This is a genomic window from Nonomuraea sp. MG754425 (genome assembly GCF_021699195.1).
In the GTDB taxonomy this organism is placed as follows: domain Bacteria; phylum Actinomycetota; class Actinomycetes; order Streptosporangiales; family Streptosporangiaceae; genus Nonomuraea.
Map to the genome: position 1 here is coordinate 1 of NZ_SSXE01000210.1, position 16,090 is coordinate 16,090.

Annotated in this window: 13 protein-coding genes; 7 read left to right on the plus strand and 6 right to left on the minus strand. The window is 72.0% G+C overall.

Annotated features, from left to right (window positions below; translation table 11 throughout):
• A partial coding sequence (locus FAF44_RS44470; protein ID WP_237109483.1) for a right-handed parallel beta-helix repeat-containing protein occupies positions 1–1,118 on the plus strand: 1,118 nt, incomplete at its 5' end.
• 34 nt (positions 1,119–1,152) lie between these two features.
• Here the strand turns inward: FAF44_RS44470 and FAF44_RS44475 are convergent.
• Entirely contained in the window at positions 1,153–3,231 is a 2,079-nt protein-coding gene (locus FAF44_RS44475) for an APC family permease (RefSeq protein WP_237109484.1), read from the minus strand.
• Positions 3,232–3,458: 227 nt separating this feature from the next.
• On the opposite strand from FAF44_RS44475, the gene FAF44_RS44480 reads away from it, so the two are divergent.
• Positions 3,459–4,631 carry a cellulose-binding domain-containing protein gene (locus FAF44_RS44480; RefSeq protein ID WP_237109485.1) on the plus strand — a complete coding sequence of 391 codons (1,173 nt, stop codon included), beginning with the start codon at positions 3,459–3,461 and terminating at the stop codon, positions 4,629–4,631.
• A gap of 16 nt (positions 4,632–4,647) precedes the next feature.
• On the opposite strand, the gene FAF44_RS44485 is transcribed toward FAF44_RS44480, so the two are convergent.
• Genes FAF44_RS44485 through FAF44_RS44500 form a run of 4 tightly spaced genes read right to left on the minus strand, consistent with a single transcriptional unit; the run spans position 4,648 to position 9,335 of the window.
• On the minus strand, positions 4,648–6,444 hold the full coding sequence (locus FAF44_RS44485; RefSeq protein ID WP_237109486.1) for a glycoside hydrolase family 2 protein: 1,797 nt from the start codon (positions 6,442–6,444) through the stop codon (positions 4,648–4,650).
• Positions 6,445–6,481: 37 nt separating this feature from the next.
• Positions 6,482–7,348, minus strand: a complete 867-nt coding sequence (locus FAF44_RS44490) for a carbohydrate ABC transporter permease (protein ID WP_237109487.1) — start codon at positions 7,346–7,348, stop codon at positions 6,482–6,484.
• Positions 7,345–8,307, minus strand: a complete 963-nt coding sequence (locus FAF44_RS44495; protein WP_237109488.1) for a carbohydrate ABC transporter permease — start codon at positions 8,305–8,307, stop codon at positions 7,345–7,347. The genes FAF44_RS44490 and FAF44_RS44495 overlap by 4 nt, the downstream gene beginning before the upstream one ends.
• Positions 8,304–9,335, minus strand: a complete 1,032-nt coding sequence (locus tag FAF44_RS44500; protein WP_237109489.1) for a LacI family DNA-binding transcriptional regulator — start codon at positions 9,333–9,335, stop codon at positions 8,304–8,306. Before FAF44_RS44500 ends, FAF44_RS44495 begins: the two co-directional genes overlap by 4 nt.
• A 128-nt stretch (positions 9,336–9,463) precedes the next feature.
• Between FAF44_RS44500 and FAF44_RS44505 the strand changes: the two genes are divergently transcribed.
• Together FAF44_RS44505 and FAF44_RS44510 are read left to right on the plus strand one after the other, a co-directional pair.
• A complete protein-coding gene (locus tag FAF44_RS44505; protein ID WP_237109490.1) occupies positions 9,464–10,903 on the plus strand; it encodes an ABC transporter substrate-binding protein in 1,440 nt (479 codons plus the stop codon).
• A gap of 33 nt (positions 10,904–10,936) precedes the next feature.
• Entirely contained in the window at positions 10,937–12,379 is a 1,443-nt protein-coding gene (locus tag FAF44_RS44510; protein WP_308193494.1) for a sulfatase-like hydrolase/transferase, read from the plus strand.
• Between the two features lie 28 nt (positions 12,380–12,407).
• Here the strand turns inward: FAF44_RS44510 and FAF44_RS44515 are convergent, their stop codons facing one another.
• On the minus strand, positions 12,408–13,364 hold the full coding sequence (locus FAF44_RS44515; protein WP_237109492.1) for an aldo/keto reductase: 957 nt from the start codon (positions 13,362–13,364) through the stop codon (positions 12,408–12,410).
• 114 nt (positions 13,365–13,478) lie between these two features.
• Between FAF44_RS44515 and FAF44_RS44520 the strand changes: the two genes are divergently transcribed.
• From FAF44_RS44520 to FAF44_RS44530, 3 genes are all read left to right on the plus strand, one after another.
• Positions 13,479–14,066 carry a TetR family transcriptional regulator gene (locus FAF44_RS44520; protein ID WP_237109493.1) on the plus strand — a complete coding sequence of 196 codons (588 nt, stop codon included), beginning with the start codon at positions 13,479–13,481 and terminating at the stop codon, positions 14,064–14,066.
• A gap of 169 nt (positions 14,067–14,235) precedes the next feature.
• The gene (locus FAF44_RS44525) at positions 14,236–14,640 is read left to right on the plus strand and encodes a hypothetical protein (protein ID WP_237109494.1); all 405 of its coding nucleotides are present in this window, start codon (positions 14,236–14,238) and stop codon (positions 14,638–14,640) included.
• 163 nt (positions 14,641–14,803) lie between these two features.
• Positions 14,804–16,090, plus strand: a 1,287-nt coding sequence (locus tag FAF44_RS44530; RefSeq protein ID WP_237109495.1) for an ATP-binding cassette domain-containing protein, incomplete at its 3' end; no start/stop codon positions are given.

Here is a 16,090-nt window from a genome sequence, read left to right on the forward strand (position 1 = left end):
CCGTCACCCCGACCGTGACCCCTCCCCCGACGAGCGGCACGCTGTACGTCGCGCCGGGCGGCACCGACGGCGCCTCCGGAACCCAGGCGGACCCGACCACGCTCACCTCGGCGATCACCCGCATCGCCGCCGGCGGGACGATCTACCTGCGCGGCGGCCGGTACGACTACGCGCAGACGGTCACCATCGCGCCCGGCAACAACGGCACCTCCGCCGCCCGCAAGACGCTGTCGGCCTACCCGGGTGAGACCCCGGTGCTGAACTTCTCGGCCCAGAGCGAGGACCCGGCCAACCGCGGCCTCGCCGTGAACGGCGACTACTGGCGGGTCTACGGCGTCGTCGTCGAGCGGGCCGGCGACAACGGCATCTTCGTCGGCGGCAGCAACAACGTCTTCGAGCGCACCGTGACGCGCTTCAACCGCGACACCGGCCTGCAGCTCTCCCGGATCGCCTCCGACACCCCGAAGGACCGGTGGCCGGCCAATAACCTCGTCCTCAGCGCGCTGTCGCACGACAACGCCGACTCCGACGGTGAGGACGCCGACGGCTTCGCCGCCAAGCTGACGGTCGGCTCCGGCAACGTCTTCCGTTACGCGGTGTCGCGCAACAACATCGACGACGGCTGGGACCTCTACACCAAGACCGACACCGGCGCCATCGGCCCGGTGACCGTCGAGGACTCGCTGGCCTACAACAACGGCACCCTCAGCGACGGCAGCCAGGCCGGCAACGGCGACCGCAACGGCTTCAAGCTCGGCGGCGAGGACATCGGCGTCAACCACGTCATCCGCCGCAACATCGCCTACCGCAACGGCAAGCACGGCTTCACCTACAACCGCAACCTCGGCACCATGACGATCTCGAACAACGTCGGCGTCGACAACACCGAGCGCAACTTCTCCTTCGACGGGGGCACGTCGGTGTTCCGCAACAACACCTCGTGCCGCAGCGGCAGCGGCACCAACGACCGGATCGTCGGGGACTCCGACAGCTCCAACCAGTTCTGGAGCGGCTCGAACGGCTCCCGCTGCTCGTCCTACTCCGGCGCCCTGAACTGGTCGTTCGCCTCGGACGGCCGCCTCGTCGTGACCTTCGGCGGCACCCCCGTGACGCCCTGACGACCACCGCGCACGGGCCCGGCCCCCGGCCTCCTCACACGCGTGAGGCGTGCCGCGGGTCGGGTTCGCCGCGCCGCACCGCCCCCGGCGCGCGCCCGCCGGGACGAGCGGCCAGGCGGCGGGAGGACGACATCTGCCACGGGACGCCGATGACCGCGACCCCGGGGATGAGCGCGAGCTGACTCCTCAGCCACCGTGCGGTCTGGTTGTGCAGCGGGTTCTCCCACCAGCGTCCGACGACGTACTCGGCGAACACGACGTTGACGACGTCCCGGGGGCTGCGCCGGGGCAGGGAGCGGACGTAGGAGGTGAGGGGACGGGTCACCTCCCGGTAGGGGGAGTCCAGCACCTTCAGCGCCACGTCGATGCCGAGCGCGTCCCACTGCGCCACCAGCGCCTTGGTCTCCTCCCGGTCGATGGCCACCGTGACGGCCTCCAGGCGGTCGGAGCGGAAGGCGCGGGCGTAGCCGACCGCGTGCAGCGTGGGGGCGTCGATGCGGGGCACCATGACCAGGGTGAGGATGTGCGAGGGAGCCGCGGCCAGGTCGGCGGGGTCGCGCACGGCCAGTTCCTCGGTGACGGCGTCGTAGTGGCGGCGGATGCCGCGCATCGTCACCCACAGCAGCGCTCCCGCCGCCACGGCGAGGTAGGCGCCCCCGGTGAACTTGGTGGCCAGCACGACGACCAGCACCAGGGCGGTGACCGTCCCGCCGACGGCGTTGATGGCGCGGGTGTTGCGGTGCCGGCGGCGCAGCGCGGGATCGCTCTCGCCGCGCAGCATGGTGTTCCAGTGCCGCACCATGCCGGCCTGCGACAGCGTGAAGGAGGTGAAGACGCCTAGGATGTACAGGTGGATCAGGTGGGTGACGGACGCCTGGAACGCCCACAGGATCAGCCCCGCCACCACGGCGAGGGCGAGGATGCCGTTGGAGAAGGCCAGCCGGTCGCCGCGCGTGTGCAACTGCTGCGGCAGGTAACGGTGCTGGGCCAGGGTCGAGGCCAGCAGCGGCAGGCCGTTGAAGGCGGTGTTCGCCGCCAGCACCAGCACCAGCGCGGTCGCGGCCTGGACGAGGTAGAACCCGGCGCTGCCGTCCCCGCCGAAGACCGCGGCGGCGACCTGGGCGATCACGGTGCGCTGCGGCCGGGTCGCGCAGTCCTGGGCCTGGCCGGTGAGCCGGCAGGGGTCGGCGGCGATGTGCACGCCCGTGATCAGCGCGAGCGCGGTCACCCCGGCGAACATCGTCACCGCGATCAGCCCCATGATCGCCAGCGTGGCCGCCGCGTTGCGGGCCTTGGGACGGCGGAAGGCCGGCACCCCGTTGGAGATCGCCTCGACCCCGGTCAGGGCGGTGCAGCCGCTGGAGAACGCCCGCAGCAACAGGACGAGCAGGGCCAGGCCGCCGAGGTCGGCGTACCCCGGCTCGGGGCGGATCCCGCCGGCCGCCGTCTCGGCCACCGGCGCCTCGCCCGCGACCCAGCGGGCCAGGCCGATCGCGCACATGACGAGCACGGAGCCGATGAACAGGTACGTGGGCACGGCGAAGATGCGGCCCGACTCCCGCACCCCGCGCAGGTTCAGCGTGGCCAGCAGCGCCACGAACCCGACGGCCAGCACGACGCGGTGCTCGTGCAGGCCGGGCACGGCGGAGATGATGTTGTCCACGCCCGACGCGATCGAGACCGCCACGGTCATCACGTAGTCGACGAGCAGCGCCGCGGCCACGACCAGGCCCGCCGACGGGCCGAGGTTGGCCGAGACCACCGCGTACGAGCCGCCGCCGCCCGGGTAGGCGTGCACCACCTGCCGGTAGGAGATGACCACGATGGCCAGCAGCGCCGCGACCGCCGCGGTGATCCACGAGGCCAGCTGCACGTAGACCATCCCGGCGAGGGTGAGCACCAGGAGGATCTCCTGCGTGGCGTAGGCCACGGACGACAGCGGGTCGGAGGCGAAGATGGGCAGCGCCAGCCGTTTGGGCAGCAACTGCTGGTGCTGGCGCTCGCTGCGCAGCGCCCGGCCGAGGGCCAGGCGCTTGATCACTTCCACCACGCGCGCCACAGGAGGAGCGTAGGCGGCTCGGGTACGCACGGTGATCGCGTACGCGCTCGTCATGCGGAAATCGATGGACAACCATCACGAAAAGGCGAAGCTGGCGTGCCGGGTCCGGGTGAAAGGTTCACCGGCGGGCGGGCCGGTCGCGCTGGTGGGGACGGGTGCGGCGGCGGGCGGCGTTGACAGCGCGGGCCGCGGCTGCGGACCATCGTGCTCGGAACCGCATTGGGAGCGCTCCCAATGGTTCCGGGAGCGCCAGGCCGACGACCCCGAAGGCGAGCGATGTCATGACCCGTCACCCCGTGCGGCTGTGGACCGCCGCCGTCTGCGCCGCCGTCCTGGCGCTCGCCGGTCTCGTCGTGAGCGTCCCCGCCACGGCGGAGACCGGCTGCCGGGTGGACTACACGGTCAACCAGTGGCAGGGCGGCTTCACCGCCCAGGTGAAGGTGACCAACCGGGGCCCGGCGCTGAACGGATGGCGGCTGCGCTGGACGTACAGCGGGGGTCAGCGCGTGACGAGCGCCTGGAACGCCCAGGTGGAGCAGAGCGCCGCCACCGTGACGGCGACCGCCCTGGCCTGGAACGCCGCCCTGCCCACCGGCGGCAGCGCCGAGTTCGGCCTCCAGGGCACCTGGTCGTCGGCCAACCCCGCGCCCGCCGGCTTCACCCTCGGTGACGTCCCCTGCGACGGCGCCGCCACACCTACTCCCACGGTGACCCCGACCGTGACCCCCACGGTGACCCCGACCGTGACGCCGACGGTTCCGCCGGGTTGCGCGGACGCGCCGATCTGTTCCGGCTTCGAGGACCAGTCGGGCGTCCCGGCCGGTGACTGGCAGGTCGTCACCCCCAACTGCTCCGGCACCGGCGCCGCCGTCATCGACACCGCCGTCGCCCACAGCGGCGCCAGGTCCCTGCGGATCGACGGGGGCGGCGGCTACTGCAACCACGTGTTCGCCGCCACCACCCGCGACGTCTCCCAGCTCGGCCCGGTCGTCCACGCCCGCGTGTGGGTGCGGCACACGACCGCCCTGCCCGCCGGGCACGTCAGTGTGATCACCATGGCCGACGCCGCCGACGGCAACCGTGACCTGCGCGTCGGCGGCCAGAACGGCGCCCTGCAGTGGAACCGCGAGTCCGACGACGCCACCCTCCCCGAGCAGAGCCCGGCGGGCGTCGCCCTGAGCACCCCGCTCCCGGTCGGCCGCTGGGTCTGCCTGCGCTACGAGATCGACACCACCCGGCAGTCGATGCGCACCTACCTCGACGACACGGAGGTGGCCGGGCTGCGGGTGGACGGCGTCCCCACCCAGGACGTGGACTCCCAGTGGCTGCGCCGCGCCACCGCCCCGCGCCCGGCCACGCTCCGGCTCGGCTGGGAGAGCTACGGCGGCGACCAGGACACCCTCTGGTACGACGACGTCGCCGTCAGTTCGTCCCCGCTGTCGTGCCAGGGGTAGCACCGCGGGCCGGTCGTCACTCGCCGGGCTCCTCGATGGCGGCCGGGCGGAGTTGCGCCGCGCGGATCCGCGAGACGTCCAGCTTGTCCGTGCGGTCGAAGCGGTAGACGCCGTTCTGCTCCTGGAAGACGTCGGTGAGCTGGGTGTAGCAGTAGCCGAACATGCGGGGGTCGTCCAGCAGGACCGCGACCAGCCCGGCGAAGCGCTCCTGGAGCTCCTCCTCGTCGGCGGGCCGCGTGCCGTAGCCCCAGGAGCCCTCCCCCTGGCGCTCGTCCGGGTTCCACCAGATGCCGCCGAACTCGCTGCAGAAGTACGGCTGCCCCCGGTACGGCACCGACCAGGCCCGGCCGTCGGAGTCGGCGTTGACGTACGGCGTCCCCTCCGCCAGGCCCGCCATCAGCTCGCCGAACACCTTCGGGTCCTGCTCGTAGCAGTGCGAGTCGTAGACGTCCGCGCCGGGCACGCGGTGCGCGTAGCCGGAGGCGTCGATCACCGGGCGGGTGGGGTCGGCCGCCTTGGTGGCCAGGTACATGCCCCAGGTGACGTCGTCGAGCACGGTGATCTCGTCGTGCAGCCGCTGCCAGGTCTCGTTCAGCGGGCACCAGCCGACGATGCTGGGGTGGGAGTGGTCGCGCTCGACCGCCTCCAGCCACTGGGTCACGAACGACGCGGTCGGCCGCTGGTTGTCGCCGGGCGGGCCGCCAACGTTGGCCCCCCAGTCGCCGAACTCGCCCCAGACGAGGAAGCCCGCCCGGTCGGCGTGGTACAGGTAGCGCTCCTCGAACACCTTCTGGTGCAGGCGGGCGCCGTTGAAGCCGGCCCGCACGGCCAGTTCGACGTCGCGGCGCAGGGCCTCGTCGGTGGGCGCGGTCATCAGGCCGTCGGGGTAGTAGCCCTGGTCGAGCACGAGCCGCTGGAAGCGCCGCTCGCCGTTGAGCAGGACGGCCTGGCCGTCGATGGCGACCGAGCGGAGCCCGGCGTAGCTGGCGGCGGTGTCGGCCACCTCGCCGTCGCCGTCGAGCAGGTCGATGCGCAGGTCGTACAGGTGCGGGTCCTCGGGGCTCCACAGCCGGACCCGGTCGCCGGGCAGGGTCAGCGACACCTCGGGGGCGAGGTCGAGGTCGGCGCGGGCGCTTCCCCGGACGACCACACCGGCCTGGTCGGACACCGTCACCCGGATGTGGTGCCCGGCCCGGTTGGCCGAGACCGGCACGGTGACCCGCAACGCCGAGGCCGCCACGTTGGGCGTGATGCGCGGCCGGCCGAGGTGCGTCTCGGGCACCGGCTCGCACCACACGGTCTGCCAGATGCCGGTGGTGCGCCCGTAGCGGGCGCCGCGCCCCTCGTAGTCGGTGCTCTGCTTGCCCCGCGCCTGTGGGCCGGTGCGGGAGTCGCGGGCGCGTACGACGACGGTGTAGGTGTGCTCCGGGTCGGCCGCGGCGGCCAGGTCGCCGCTGAACGGGGTGAACCCGCCGCGGTGCCGGGCGGCCTCGACGCCGTCCACCCACACCGTGGCGTCGTGGTCCACCGCCTGGAAGTGCAGCAGCACCCGCCGCCCCGCCCAGTCCCGCGGCACCCGTACGGTGCGGCGGTACCAGACGGCCGGGTGGAAGTCGGGGTCGCCGACGCCGGACAGCTCCGACTCCGGGCAGAACGGCACGACGATCTCACCGGTCAGCTCCCGGCCGAGCAGGCCGCGCTCCAGCCCGGAGTCCCCCGGGTCCCTCTCGAACTGCCAGGTTCCGTTCAGGCACTGCCATGCGGCGCGGACGAACTGCGGCCGCGGATACTCCGGGCGGGGAATCTCGGGCACGATACTCACTTTCTGCGGTCTGGACGGAAGATGCGGGTCAGGACTTGACGGCGCCGGCGATGCCTTCGACGAAGTGCCGCTGCAGGGCGATGAACAGCGCGACCACCGGCAGCAGCGAGATCGTCGCCGCGGCGGCCATGCCGGACCAGTCGGTGCCGTTCTCGCCGACGAAGGCGAGCATGCCGACGCTGACGGTGCGCAGGTCGGGCCGGGAGAAGGTGAAGACCAGCGGCAGGAAGAACGCGTTCCAGGTGGACAGGAACGTGAGCACGGTGACCGTGGCCGTGACCGGCTTGGCGAGCGGCAGCATGATGCGGAAGAAGACGGTCGCGAAGCCGGCGCCGTCGATGAGCGCGCTCTCGGCCAGTTCCTTGGGCAGGCCGCGGAAGAAGCCCATGTAGAGCAGGATCGCGGCCACGTTGGCGGCGCCGGACGTCGCCAGGATCACGCCGGTCAGCGAGTTCAGCAGGCCGAGCTGCTGGGAGAGGTCGACCAGCGGGATGATCGTGTACCCGGCCGGCACGAACAGCGTGGCGACCAGGACGCCCACGACGACCTTGCGCCCGCGGAAGTCGTGGCGGGCGATGGCGTACCCGGCCATGGCGCACCTGGCGACCACCACCACGACGGTGCACACGGTGACGATGACGGTGTTGAGCAGGTACTTCCCGAACTGCGCCTCGACCCAGGCGCGCTCGTAGTTCTCCCACACCGGGGCCTCGGGCAGCAGGTCGAGCCCCTTGGTGAACACCTCGGCCGACGTCTTGAGCGACGCCGAGACCATCCACAGGAACGGGTAGATCCAGATCAGGCAGCCGACCGCGAGCGCGGCGGCGGCCAGCCACCAGGGCAGCCGGCGCAGGGTGCGCCGCCAGGTCCGGCGCGAGACGGGGAAGGCGCTCACGCGGCCCCCCTCGTCCTGCGGGCGGCGCGCACCGCGAGCAGTTGCACCATCCCGACGAGGCAGATGAACAGGCCGAACAGGACGGCCACCGCCGAGGCGTAGCCGAGCCTCGGGATCGTCGCGGCGAAGGCCCACCGGTAGATGTACACCTCGATCACCTCGGTGGAGTAGAACGGGCCGCCCCCGGTCATGGTCAGGACGAGGTCGAAGACCTGCAACGACGCCTCGATCGAGAGCAGGGTGATGATGACCAGGAAGGGCTTGAGCAGCGGCATGGTGATGTACCGCAGGGTCGCCGGCGCGCCGGCGCCGTCGAGGCGGGCCGCCTCGTACACCTCGTTGGGCACGGTCTGCAGCGCGGCCAGCCAGTAGACGAGGGTGATCCCGAACCACTTCCACACGTACACGCCGATCGTCGTGCCCAGGGCGGTGGACGACTGGCCGAGGAAGTCGATGCCATCGGGCGCGAGGCCGGCCTCGCGCAGCGCGAGGTTCACCGGGCCGCTGGCCGGGTCGAAGACGAACTGCATGACCACGCCGACGATCGCCGTGGTGGTGACCACCGGCAGGAACAGGGCGGTCCTGAACAGCTTGCGCAGCGGCATGCGCGGCGAGTTGAGCACGATCGCGATCAGCAGGGTGGCCAGCACCTGGACGGGCACCGCCAGGACCATGAACGTCAGCGTCAGCCGGAACGAGTTCCAGAACATCGGGTCGGCCAGGACCTCGCGGTAGTTGGCCAGGCCGATGAAGGACGGGCTCGCGTCGAACCCGTTCCAGTCGGTGAGCGAGTACAGGTAGCTGCTGACGATCGGGTAGACCGTGAACGCGCCGTATAGCAGCACGGTCGGGGCCAGGAACAACCAGACGTAGGCGGTGCTGCGGGCGGCCCCGGGGGCGCGGCCGGGCCGCCGCGGGCCGGCCGCCGAGACCCGCGCGGGGCGGACGGCGACCGTCATGCGCGCGCCCCCGGGCCGGGCCCTCTTCCGGCTCCGGCGGTGCTCTCGTCCACCATGAGCCGCCACGGCGCCGCCACCTGGACGGCCGGGCCCAGGTCACCGCCGATGCGATCGAGCAGCCGGGCGACGGCGAGGTCGGCGATGCGTGCCTTGTCGGGCACGATCGTGGTGAGCGGCGGGGTGGCGTACCGACCCTCCTCGATGCCGTCGAACCCGGCCACGGCGACGTCCTGCGGCACCCGCAGCCCGCGCGCCAGCACGGCCCGCATCGCCCCGAGCGCGAGCAGGTCGTTGTAGCAGAACACGGCGTCGGGCGGGTCCGGCAGGTCGAGCAGGCCCTCCATCGCGGCGCGGCCGTCCTGGCGCTGGTAGCGCCGCACCGGCACGGTGAGCTCGGGCCGGAAGGGCAGCCCCGCCTCGGCCAGCGCCTGCCGGTAGCCGTCCGAGCGGTGCGCCGCGGTGTTGCCCAGGGGCCGGTCCACCAGCCCGATGGCGGCGATGCGGGTGCGGCCGAGCGAGGCCAGGTGGGCGGTGACGGCCCGGGCGGCGGCGGTGTCGTCGATGGCGACGTGGTCCACGCCGTCCACGCGTACCTCGCCCAGTGTCACGGCCGGGCACCGGCCGGCCCAGCGGCGCAGTTCCTCGGCGGGCAGCCCGAGCGGGCTGAAGATGAACCCGTCGAACAGGGCCGACCGGTCGCGCCGCATGAGGATCTGCCGCTCGCGTTCCGCGACCCCCTCGGTGCGGTCGATGAGCACCGTGTAGCCGCGCTCCTCGGCCCGGTCCACCACGTGCGCGGCCAGTTCGATGAAGTACGGCACGTCGAGCGGCAGCACGAGGGCCAGCAGGTCGGACCGTCCCCGGTTCAGGCTGCGCGCCGCGAGGTTGGGCCGGTAGTCGAGCTCGTCCATGGCCCGCTGCACCAGGGCGCGAGTCTCCTCCGCCACGTAGGCGAAGTTGTTGACGACATTGGAGACGGTCCGCGGCGAGACTCCCGCCCGCCGCGCCACGTCGCGTTGTGTCACCACAGTCGGTCACCCTTCACTTGTTGCACAAGAGTCTTGCCGCGCGGCATGCCGCGTGGCAAGAATGAATTTGCCGCGCGGCAACATTTCTTCACGCGACCTTCACCGCCGCGGGGTGAGAGGCAGGACCGATGACCGCGATGACCCGGCGAGGATTCCTCGCCGCGGCGGGCACCCTGGCCGCCGCGGCGGCGGCGACCACCGCGTGCGGCGGAGGGAGTGGCGGCGGCGGCAACTCGCTGACCTGGTGGGATCATCAGAACCAGCTCCAGAGGGCGAAGAAGGAGATCTTCACCGCGTTCGCCGGGAGCCCCGGCGGCGTCCCCGTCCAGTACACCTACTACAACCCGGCGAAGCTGGGCCAGGCGCTGCAACTGGCCAAACAGAGCGACCAGTTGCCGGACATCCACTCCAACGGCGGGCTCCTGCTGCCGGCGGCGGCGCTCGTGGCCGCCGGGTGGGCCCAGCCGCTGGACCTCGGCGCGGAGGCCAGGGCCCGCGTGCAGGACTCCCTCATCGAGGGCCTGCACGTCTTCGACGGCAAGATCTACGCCTTCCCCATCTTCAGCCACAAGGTGTACGTCGCGGTGCCGTGGTTCAACACGGAGCTGGTCGCGCGCGCCGGGCTGGACCCGCAGGCGCCCCCGAAGACCTACGACGAGTTCCGGGCCGCGGCCCGCGCCGTGCAGCGCTCGGCCGGCGGCGGCACCTACGGCTGGGTGTGGAACATCGGCATGCCGGCCCGGCTGACCGAGCAGGTCAACCACATGGCGCAGGCGGCCGGCTTCGGCGGCGACCTCGGCGTGCGCTTCCAGAGCGGCGAGTTCGCCTTCCACGACGACGCCTACCTCGACGTGATCGAGTTCCTGGTCTCCCTGCGCGACGACAAGGTGCTGGTGCCGGGGGCGAACTCCTGGGCCGACGACGTCGCGCGGGCCCGGTGGACGGCGGGGGTGGCGGCGTACTACTTCGACGGGCCCTGGTGCCCGGGGGTGGCGCTGCAGAGCTCGCCCGAGTTCGGCGAGAAGCTGGGCGTGGGGCCGATGCTGGTGCCGGACGCGGGCACCGCCGTGGCCACGTACCACGGGCCCCAGGTGGGCGACTACTGGCTGTCGCCGTCGAGCAGGCAGGCCGAGGCGGCCAACAAGCTGCTGGGCGATCACTTCACCACCCAGGAGTTCTCGCGCAAGGTCGCCGACACCATGTCGCAGCCCCCGCGCGACATCTCCGTGGTCGAGCAGTCCGCCGCGCACCCCGCCTACAAGAAACTGGTCGGCTGGTTCGAGGAGAGCGTCTTCCTCAGCCCCATCCCGGTCGCCGGCAACAAGGACGTCCAGCACGTGCAGGCCGAGGAGAAGCCGGTGACCCCCACCCTCGGGGACATCGTCCAGGGCGCGCTCACCGGCGTGCGCGCGGCGCTGACGAAGCTGTCCAGCGACAGCGCCAGGCAGCGGGACCTGGCCATCAAGGCGGCCACGAGCAAGGGCGCGCAGGTCAGCCTGGACGACTACGCCTTCCCCAACTGGAAGCCGCGGACCGACTACACCCCCTCGATGTACAAGAAGCGTTAGCGGAGGCCCATCCCCTTGAACCGACCGAACATCGTGCTGATCATGACCGACCAGCAGCGCGCGGACTGGACGGCCGCGAGCGGCTTCCCGCTGGACACCATGCCGTTCCTCGACGGGCTGACGGACTCCGGCGCGCGCTTCCAGCGGGCGTACACCACGTCCCCGCTGTGCGTGCCGGCCCGGATCAGCCTGCTCACCGGGCGCTGGCCGTCCGCGCACCGGGTGCGGCAGAACAGCGCGGCCCGGCACGTGCTGCGCGGCGACGACCTGGTGGACGTGCTCCGCGCCGCCGGCTACGCGCTGCACCTGGCGGGCAAACCGCACTTCCACCGGGAGCCCGCCGACTTCGACACCTTCGCCGGGCCGTACTGGCACAACCGGGGGCCGGAGGGCGCGGCGACGGCCGAGCAGGAGCGGTTCGAGCAGTGGCTGGGCGCGCTCGACCACTCGGTGAGCCACGAGCCGACGCCCTTCCCGCCGGAGTGCCAGTTCCCGCACCGGATCGTCTCCGACGCGATCGACGCCGTGGACCGGACGCCCGCCGACCGGCCGTTCTTCACCTGGCTGTCCTTCCCCGAGCCGCACAACCCGTACCAGGTGCCGGAGCCGTACTTCAGCCTCTTCGGCGAAGGCGAGGTGCCCGAACGGCTGGTCGGCCCCGAGGGGGCCGAGCGCAAGGGCGGCATGTACACCTGGCTGAGCCGGCTGATCGAGGAGAAACGGCCCGGCTACGACGCCGAGTGGCGGCGCTACCGCGCCAACTACTGCGGCATGCTGCGGCTCATCGACGACCAGGTGCGCCGCTTCTTCACCCACCTGAGCGAGCAAGGCAGAGACGCGGACACGCTGGTCTTCTTCGTCGCCGACCACGGCGACTACACCGGCGACTACGGCCTGCAGCGCAAGGGCGCGGGCATGCCCGAGTGCCTGATGCGGATCCCGTTCGCCGTGGCCGGGCCGGGCGTGCGGCCGATGGTCAACGGGACCGACTTCGTGTCGATCGCCGACCTGTTCCCGACGGTCTGCGACGCGATCGGGGCCGAGATCCCGGCCGGCGTCCAGGGCCGCAGCCTGTGGCCCGTGCTCACCGGGGAGCCGTACCCGGCCGAGGAGTTCGCCAGCGGCTACGGCGAGCTGGGGTTCGGCGGGCTGTCCTACGACCTCGACGAGCGCCCCCCGCTGCACTTCCCGTACGCGGGCCGCACCTTCGACGAGCTCAACACCGTCACCCAGTCCGGCACGACGGTGCTGCTCCGGCGCGAGCGCTGGAAGCTGCTGCTGGACGAGCGCGGCGCCGGCGAGCTCTACGACCTGGACGCCGACCCGGCCGAGCTGGACAACCGCTACGACGACCCCGAGCTGGCCGGGATCCGGGCGGAACTGACCACGGATCTGGCCCGCTGGATGATCCGCGTCCGGGACGACCTGCCGGAGGCGGTCTACACCCTCAAACGCGCGCCGCACAACTGGCGCTGAGCTCGTCCGGCCCTTCGGGGCCGGGCGCTCAGGTCCAGACGGGCAGGGTGGCGTAGCGGGCGCCGAAGCCGCCGGTGGGCAGGATCTGGGCGATGGCCTCCAGGTCGGCGGCGGTCAGGACGAGGTCGTCGGCCCCGGCGTTCTCCGCCACGCGCGCGGCGCTGCGGGTGCCGGGGATCGGCATGATGTCCTCGCCCTGGGCGAGGATCCAGGCGAGCGCGAGCTGGGCGACGGTCGCGTCCTTGGTGGCGGCCAGTTCGGTGAGCTGCCGGACGGCCTCCAGGTTCTGCTCGAAGTTGCCGGGCTGCCAGCGGGGGTCGAAGTTACGCATGTCGGTCGGGTCGTAGCTGCCGGCGGGCAGGGCGGTGCCGGTGAGGAAGCCGCGCCCGAGCGGCGAGTAGGCGACGAACCCGATGCCGAGCTCGCGCAGGACCGGGAACAGTTCCTCGACGTCCCGCTCGAACAGCGAGTACTCGGTCTGCAGCACCGACACCGGCTGCACGGCGTGGGCCCTGCGCAGGGTCTGCGGGCCGGCCTCGGACAGGCCGAGGTACTTCACCTTGCCCGCCTCGATGAGCTCCTTGACGGCGCCGGCGACGTCCTCGATCGGCACGTCGGGGTCCACGCGGTGCTGGTAGAGCACGTCCACGTGGTCCACGCCGAGGTGGCGCAGGCTGTTGTCGAGCACCTCGCGGATGTGCTCGGGCCGGGAGTCGGTGCCGTACTCGCGGGTGAACCCGAACTTGGTCGCGATCGTGATCTCGTCGCGGAACGGGGCGACGGCCTTTCCGACGAGTTGCTCGTTGGCGCCCCAGCCGTAGAGCTCGGCGGTGTCGAAATGGGTGACGCCCAGCTCGTGGGCGCGCTGGATGGCCACCACGCCCTCGGCCTCGTCACCGGGCCCGTAGAACGCCGAGATGCCCATCGCGCCGTAGCCGATGGCCGAGGTGACCAGGCCCTGGCGGCCCAGAGTGCGCTGTCGCACGGCGAAGTCCTTTCCTTGGCCAAACCAAACCGTTTGGTATTGGATCTGGTCCTCAGCCTACTCCGCCGGAGCACCGGATCAAGCCGGACGCCTCCGGATCACTAAGCTGAAACCATGGCCAGCACCGACTCCACCCGCGACCGGATCGTCGCCGCCGCCCAGGCCGAGTTCGCCCGGCACGGCATCGCCGGCGCCCGCGTGGACCGGATCGCCAAGGCCGCGCGCAGCAGCAAGGAGCGCGTCTACGCCTACTTCCGCAGCAAGGAGGAGCTCTACCAGCACGTGGCCTCGGCGGAGCTCGCGGCGGCGGCCGACGCCATCCACCTCGACCCCACCGACCTGCCCGGCTACGCGGCCCAGCTCTTCGACTACTTCGCCGCCAACCGCGACCGGCACCGGTTCATCGCGTGGGGACGTCTCGAACTGGCCGGCTCCCTCGGCGACGTCTCCGGCGTGTACCACGACGCCCTGCTCTGCAAGATCGAGGCGATCCGCACCGCCCAGCGGGCCGGCGACCTCGACCCCACCTGGGAACCTGTCGACATCATGGCCCTGGTCAACCAGATCGCCCACACCTGGATCGACCAGTCGGAACTCTCCGCCCTCGCCGGGCGCTCGACCGCCGGCGCGGCCCTCGCCGCGCACCGGGCCGCCGTCGTCCGCGCCGTCAGCGTGCTGTTCCCGCCGGTCCGGCGACCCTGAGCATTCGCCAAGACGGGGAATCCGGGCGCTCATGCTATTCCCATAAATGCTCTTAACGCCTCTTTCATCGTGTTTGACGGGTTTTCGGGGGGCAGCACCTGAATGCGTCTCGAACGAGGCTCGTAGCGGCTGGAACCGGGCTCGCAGGAGCTCGACGGGAGGGTTTCCGATGACCTACCACCACACACGACAGGTGACCGGCTGGGTGGGATGGATCTGGTTCGGCGGCATGATGATGGTCCTGTCCGGACTTTTCAACATCATCACCGGTCTCACGGCCGTCTTCGCCAACCGGGTCTACGTGCAGACGCCCAACCGGCTCCTGCTCTTCGACGTCTCCACCTGGGGCTGGGTCCACCTCGTCCTGGGCGTGCTCGTGCTGGCCACAGGTATCGCGGTCTCCGTCGGCCAGACCTGGGCCAGGGTGGTCGGCATCGTCCTGGTGATGCTGAACGCCCTGACGCAGCTCACCTGGATCGCCGTGAACCCCTGGTGGTCGCTCGCCGTCATCGCGGTGGACGTGCTGGTGCTGTACGCCCTCATCGTCCACGGCCGCGAGGCCAAACTCGACTGACCGCGCTCTACTGACCGCACCCCGGCGCCCGGCACGATCTGCCGGGGCGCGGGCCGCCGAAGCGCCACCGCCGGTCGTCCAGCCCGGTGGTGGCACTGTTTTGTCACGTGTCCGGGAGCGGACGCGGCGCGCCGACGCCGCCCTGCGCGGGAACACTTCCCCCATGCCCGACGAGCCCCTCGAACTCGGCGAGATCGCCCCCTCCGAATTCCAGATCCACTCCGACACCATGGCCGAGGTCGGTTTCCTGACCATCGCCAGGCGGCTGCCCTCGCTCATCGTCCGGGCGCTGCGCCTGGCCTGGGAGGCCAGCCCGCGCGACACCGTCACCGCCGTCTCGCTCAACCTGCTGGGCGGCCTCGTGACCGCCTTCGGCCTGCTGGCCACCACCGGGGTGCTCACCGCGCTGTTCAGCGAGGGGCCGACCCCCGACCGGGTGCTGGCCGCGGCGCCCAGCCTGCTCCTGGTCGGCGCCGCCGCGGTGGTGCGCACGCTGCTGGGCGCGGGCGCCGGCTGGACCGAGGCGCGGCTCACCCCGCAGATCGAGCGGGCCGCCGAGCAGCGGCTGTACACCCTGACCAGCCGGGTCGAGCTGGTGGCCTTCGACGACCCGGAGTTCCACGAGGCCCTCGCCCGCGCCAGGGGCCACGGCGCGAGCACCGCGAGCTGGATGGTGTCCGGGGCCGTGGACGTGCTCGCCTCCCTCGCCGGCCTCGCGGCGGCGGCCGGTGTCCTCGGCGTGCTGCACCCGGTGCTGGTCCCGCTGCTCCTGCTGGCCGTGCTGCCCGACGCCTGGGCCGCTATCCGCAGCGCGCGCCAGCGCTACGCCACCGTGTTCGGGCTCGGCCCGGCGCGCCGCCGCAAGTGGATCCTGGCCGAACTGCTGGCCGACCGCGAGCCCGCCGGCGAGGTCCGCGCCTTCACCATGCGGCACTTCCTGCTGCGCGTGTACGACGCCGTGGCCAGGGCCGAGCAGAAGGAGATACTCGACCTCGTCCGGCGGCAGACGCTCACCCGGCTCACCGGCAGCGCCCTCGGCGGCCTCGGCAGCGCCGTGGTCTACCTCGCCCTCGGCGCGCTGCTGGTGCTCGGCACCCTCCCCCTCGCCGTCGCCGGCACCGCCGTCCTGGCCATCCAGGCGAGCCAGAGCTCGCTGGCCATCCTCTTGGCCAACGTCAACCTCCTCTACGAGCAGGGCCTCTACTTCACCGACTTCCTGCGGTTCTGCGCCGACGCCGAGCGCCGCCTGACCCCGCCGCGCCCGCTGCCCGCGCCCGAGGGCTTCGCGTGCGTCACGGCCTCGGAGGTGACCTTCAGCTACCCGGGCGCCCAAACCCCCGCCCTGCGCGGAGTGTCCGTCGAGATCAAACGCGGCGAGATCGTCGCCTTCGTCGGCGAGAACGGCTCCGGCAAGACCACCCTCGCCAAGATCCTCGCCGGCCTGTACGAA

What these genes read in the sequence shown, in the direction of transcription:
- FAF44_RS44475 (WP_237109484.1), bottom strand. Translation starts at nt 3,231, where the DNA reads ATGACGAGCGCGTACGCGATCACCGTGCGTACCCGAGCCGCCTACGCT.
- FAF44_RS44480 (WP_237109485.1), top strand. Translation starts at nt 3,459, where the DNA reads ATGACCCGTCACCCCGTGCGGCTGTGGACCGCCGCCGTCTGCGCCGCC.
- FAF44_RS44520 (WP_237109493.1), top strand. Translation starts at nt 13,479, where the DNA reads ATGGCCAGCACCGACTCCACCCGCGACCGGATCGTCGCCGCCGCCCAG.
- FAF44_RS44505 (WP_237109490.1), top strand. Translation starts at nt 9,464, where the DNA reads ATGACCGCGATGACCCGGCGAGGATTCCTCGCCGCGGCGGGCACCCTG.
- FAF44_RS44495 (WP_237109488.1), bottom strand. Translation starts at nt 8,307, where the DNA reads ATGACGGTCGCCGTCCGCCCCGCGCGGGTCTCGGCGGCCGGCCCGCGG.
- FAF44_RS44525 (WP_237109494.1), top strand. Translation starts at nt 14,236, where the DNA reads ATGACCTACCACCACACACGACAGGTGACCGGCTGGGTGGGATGGATC.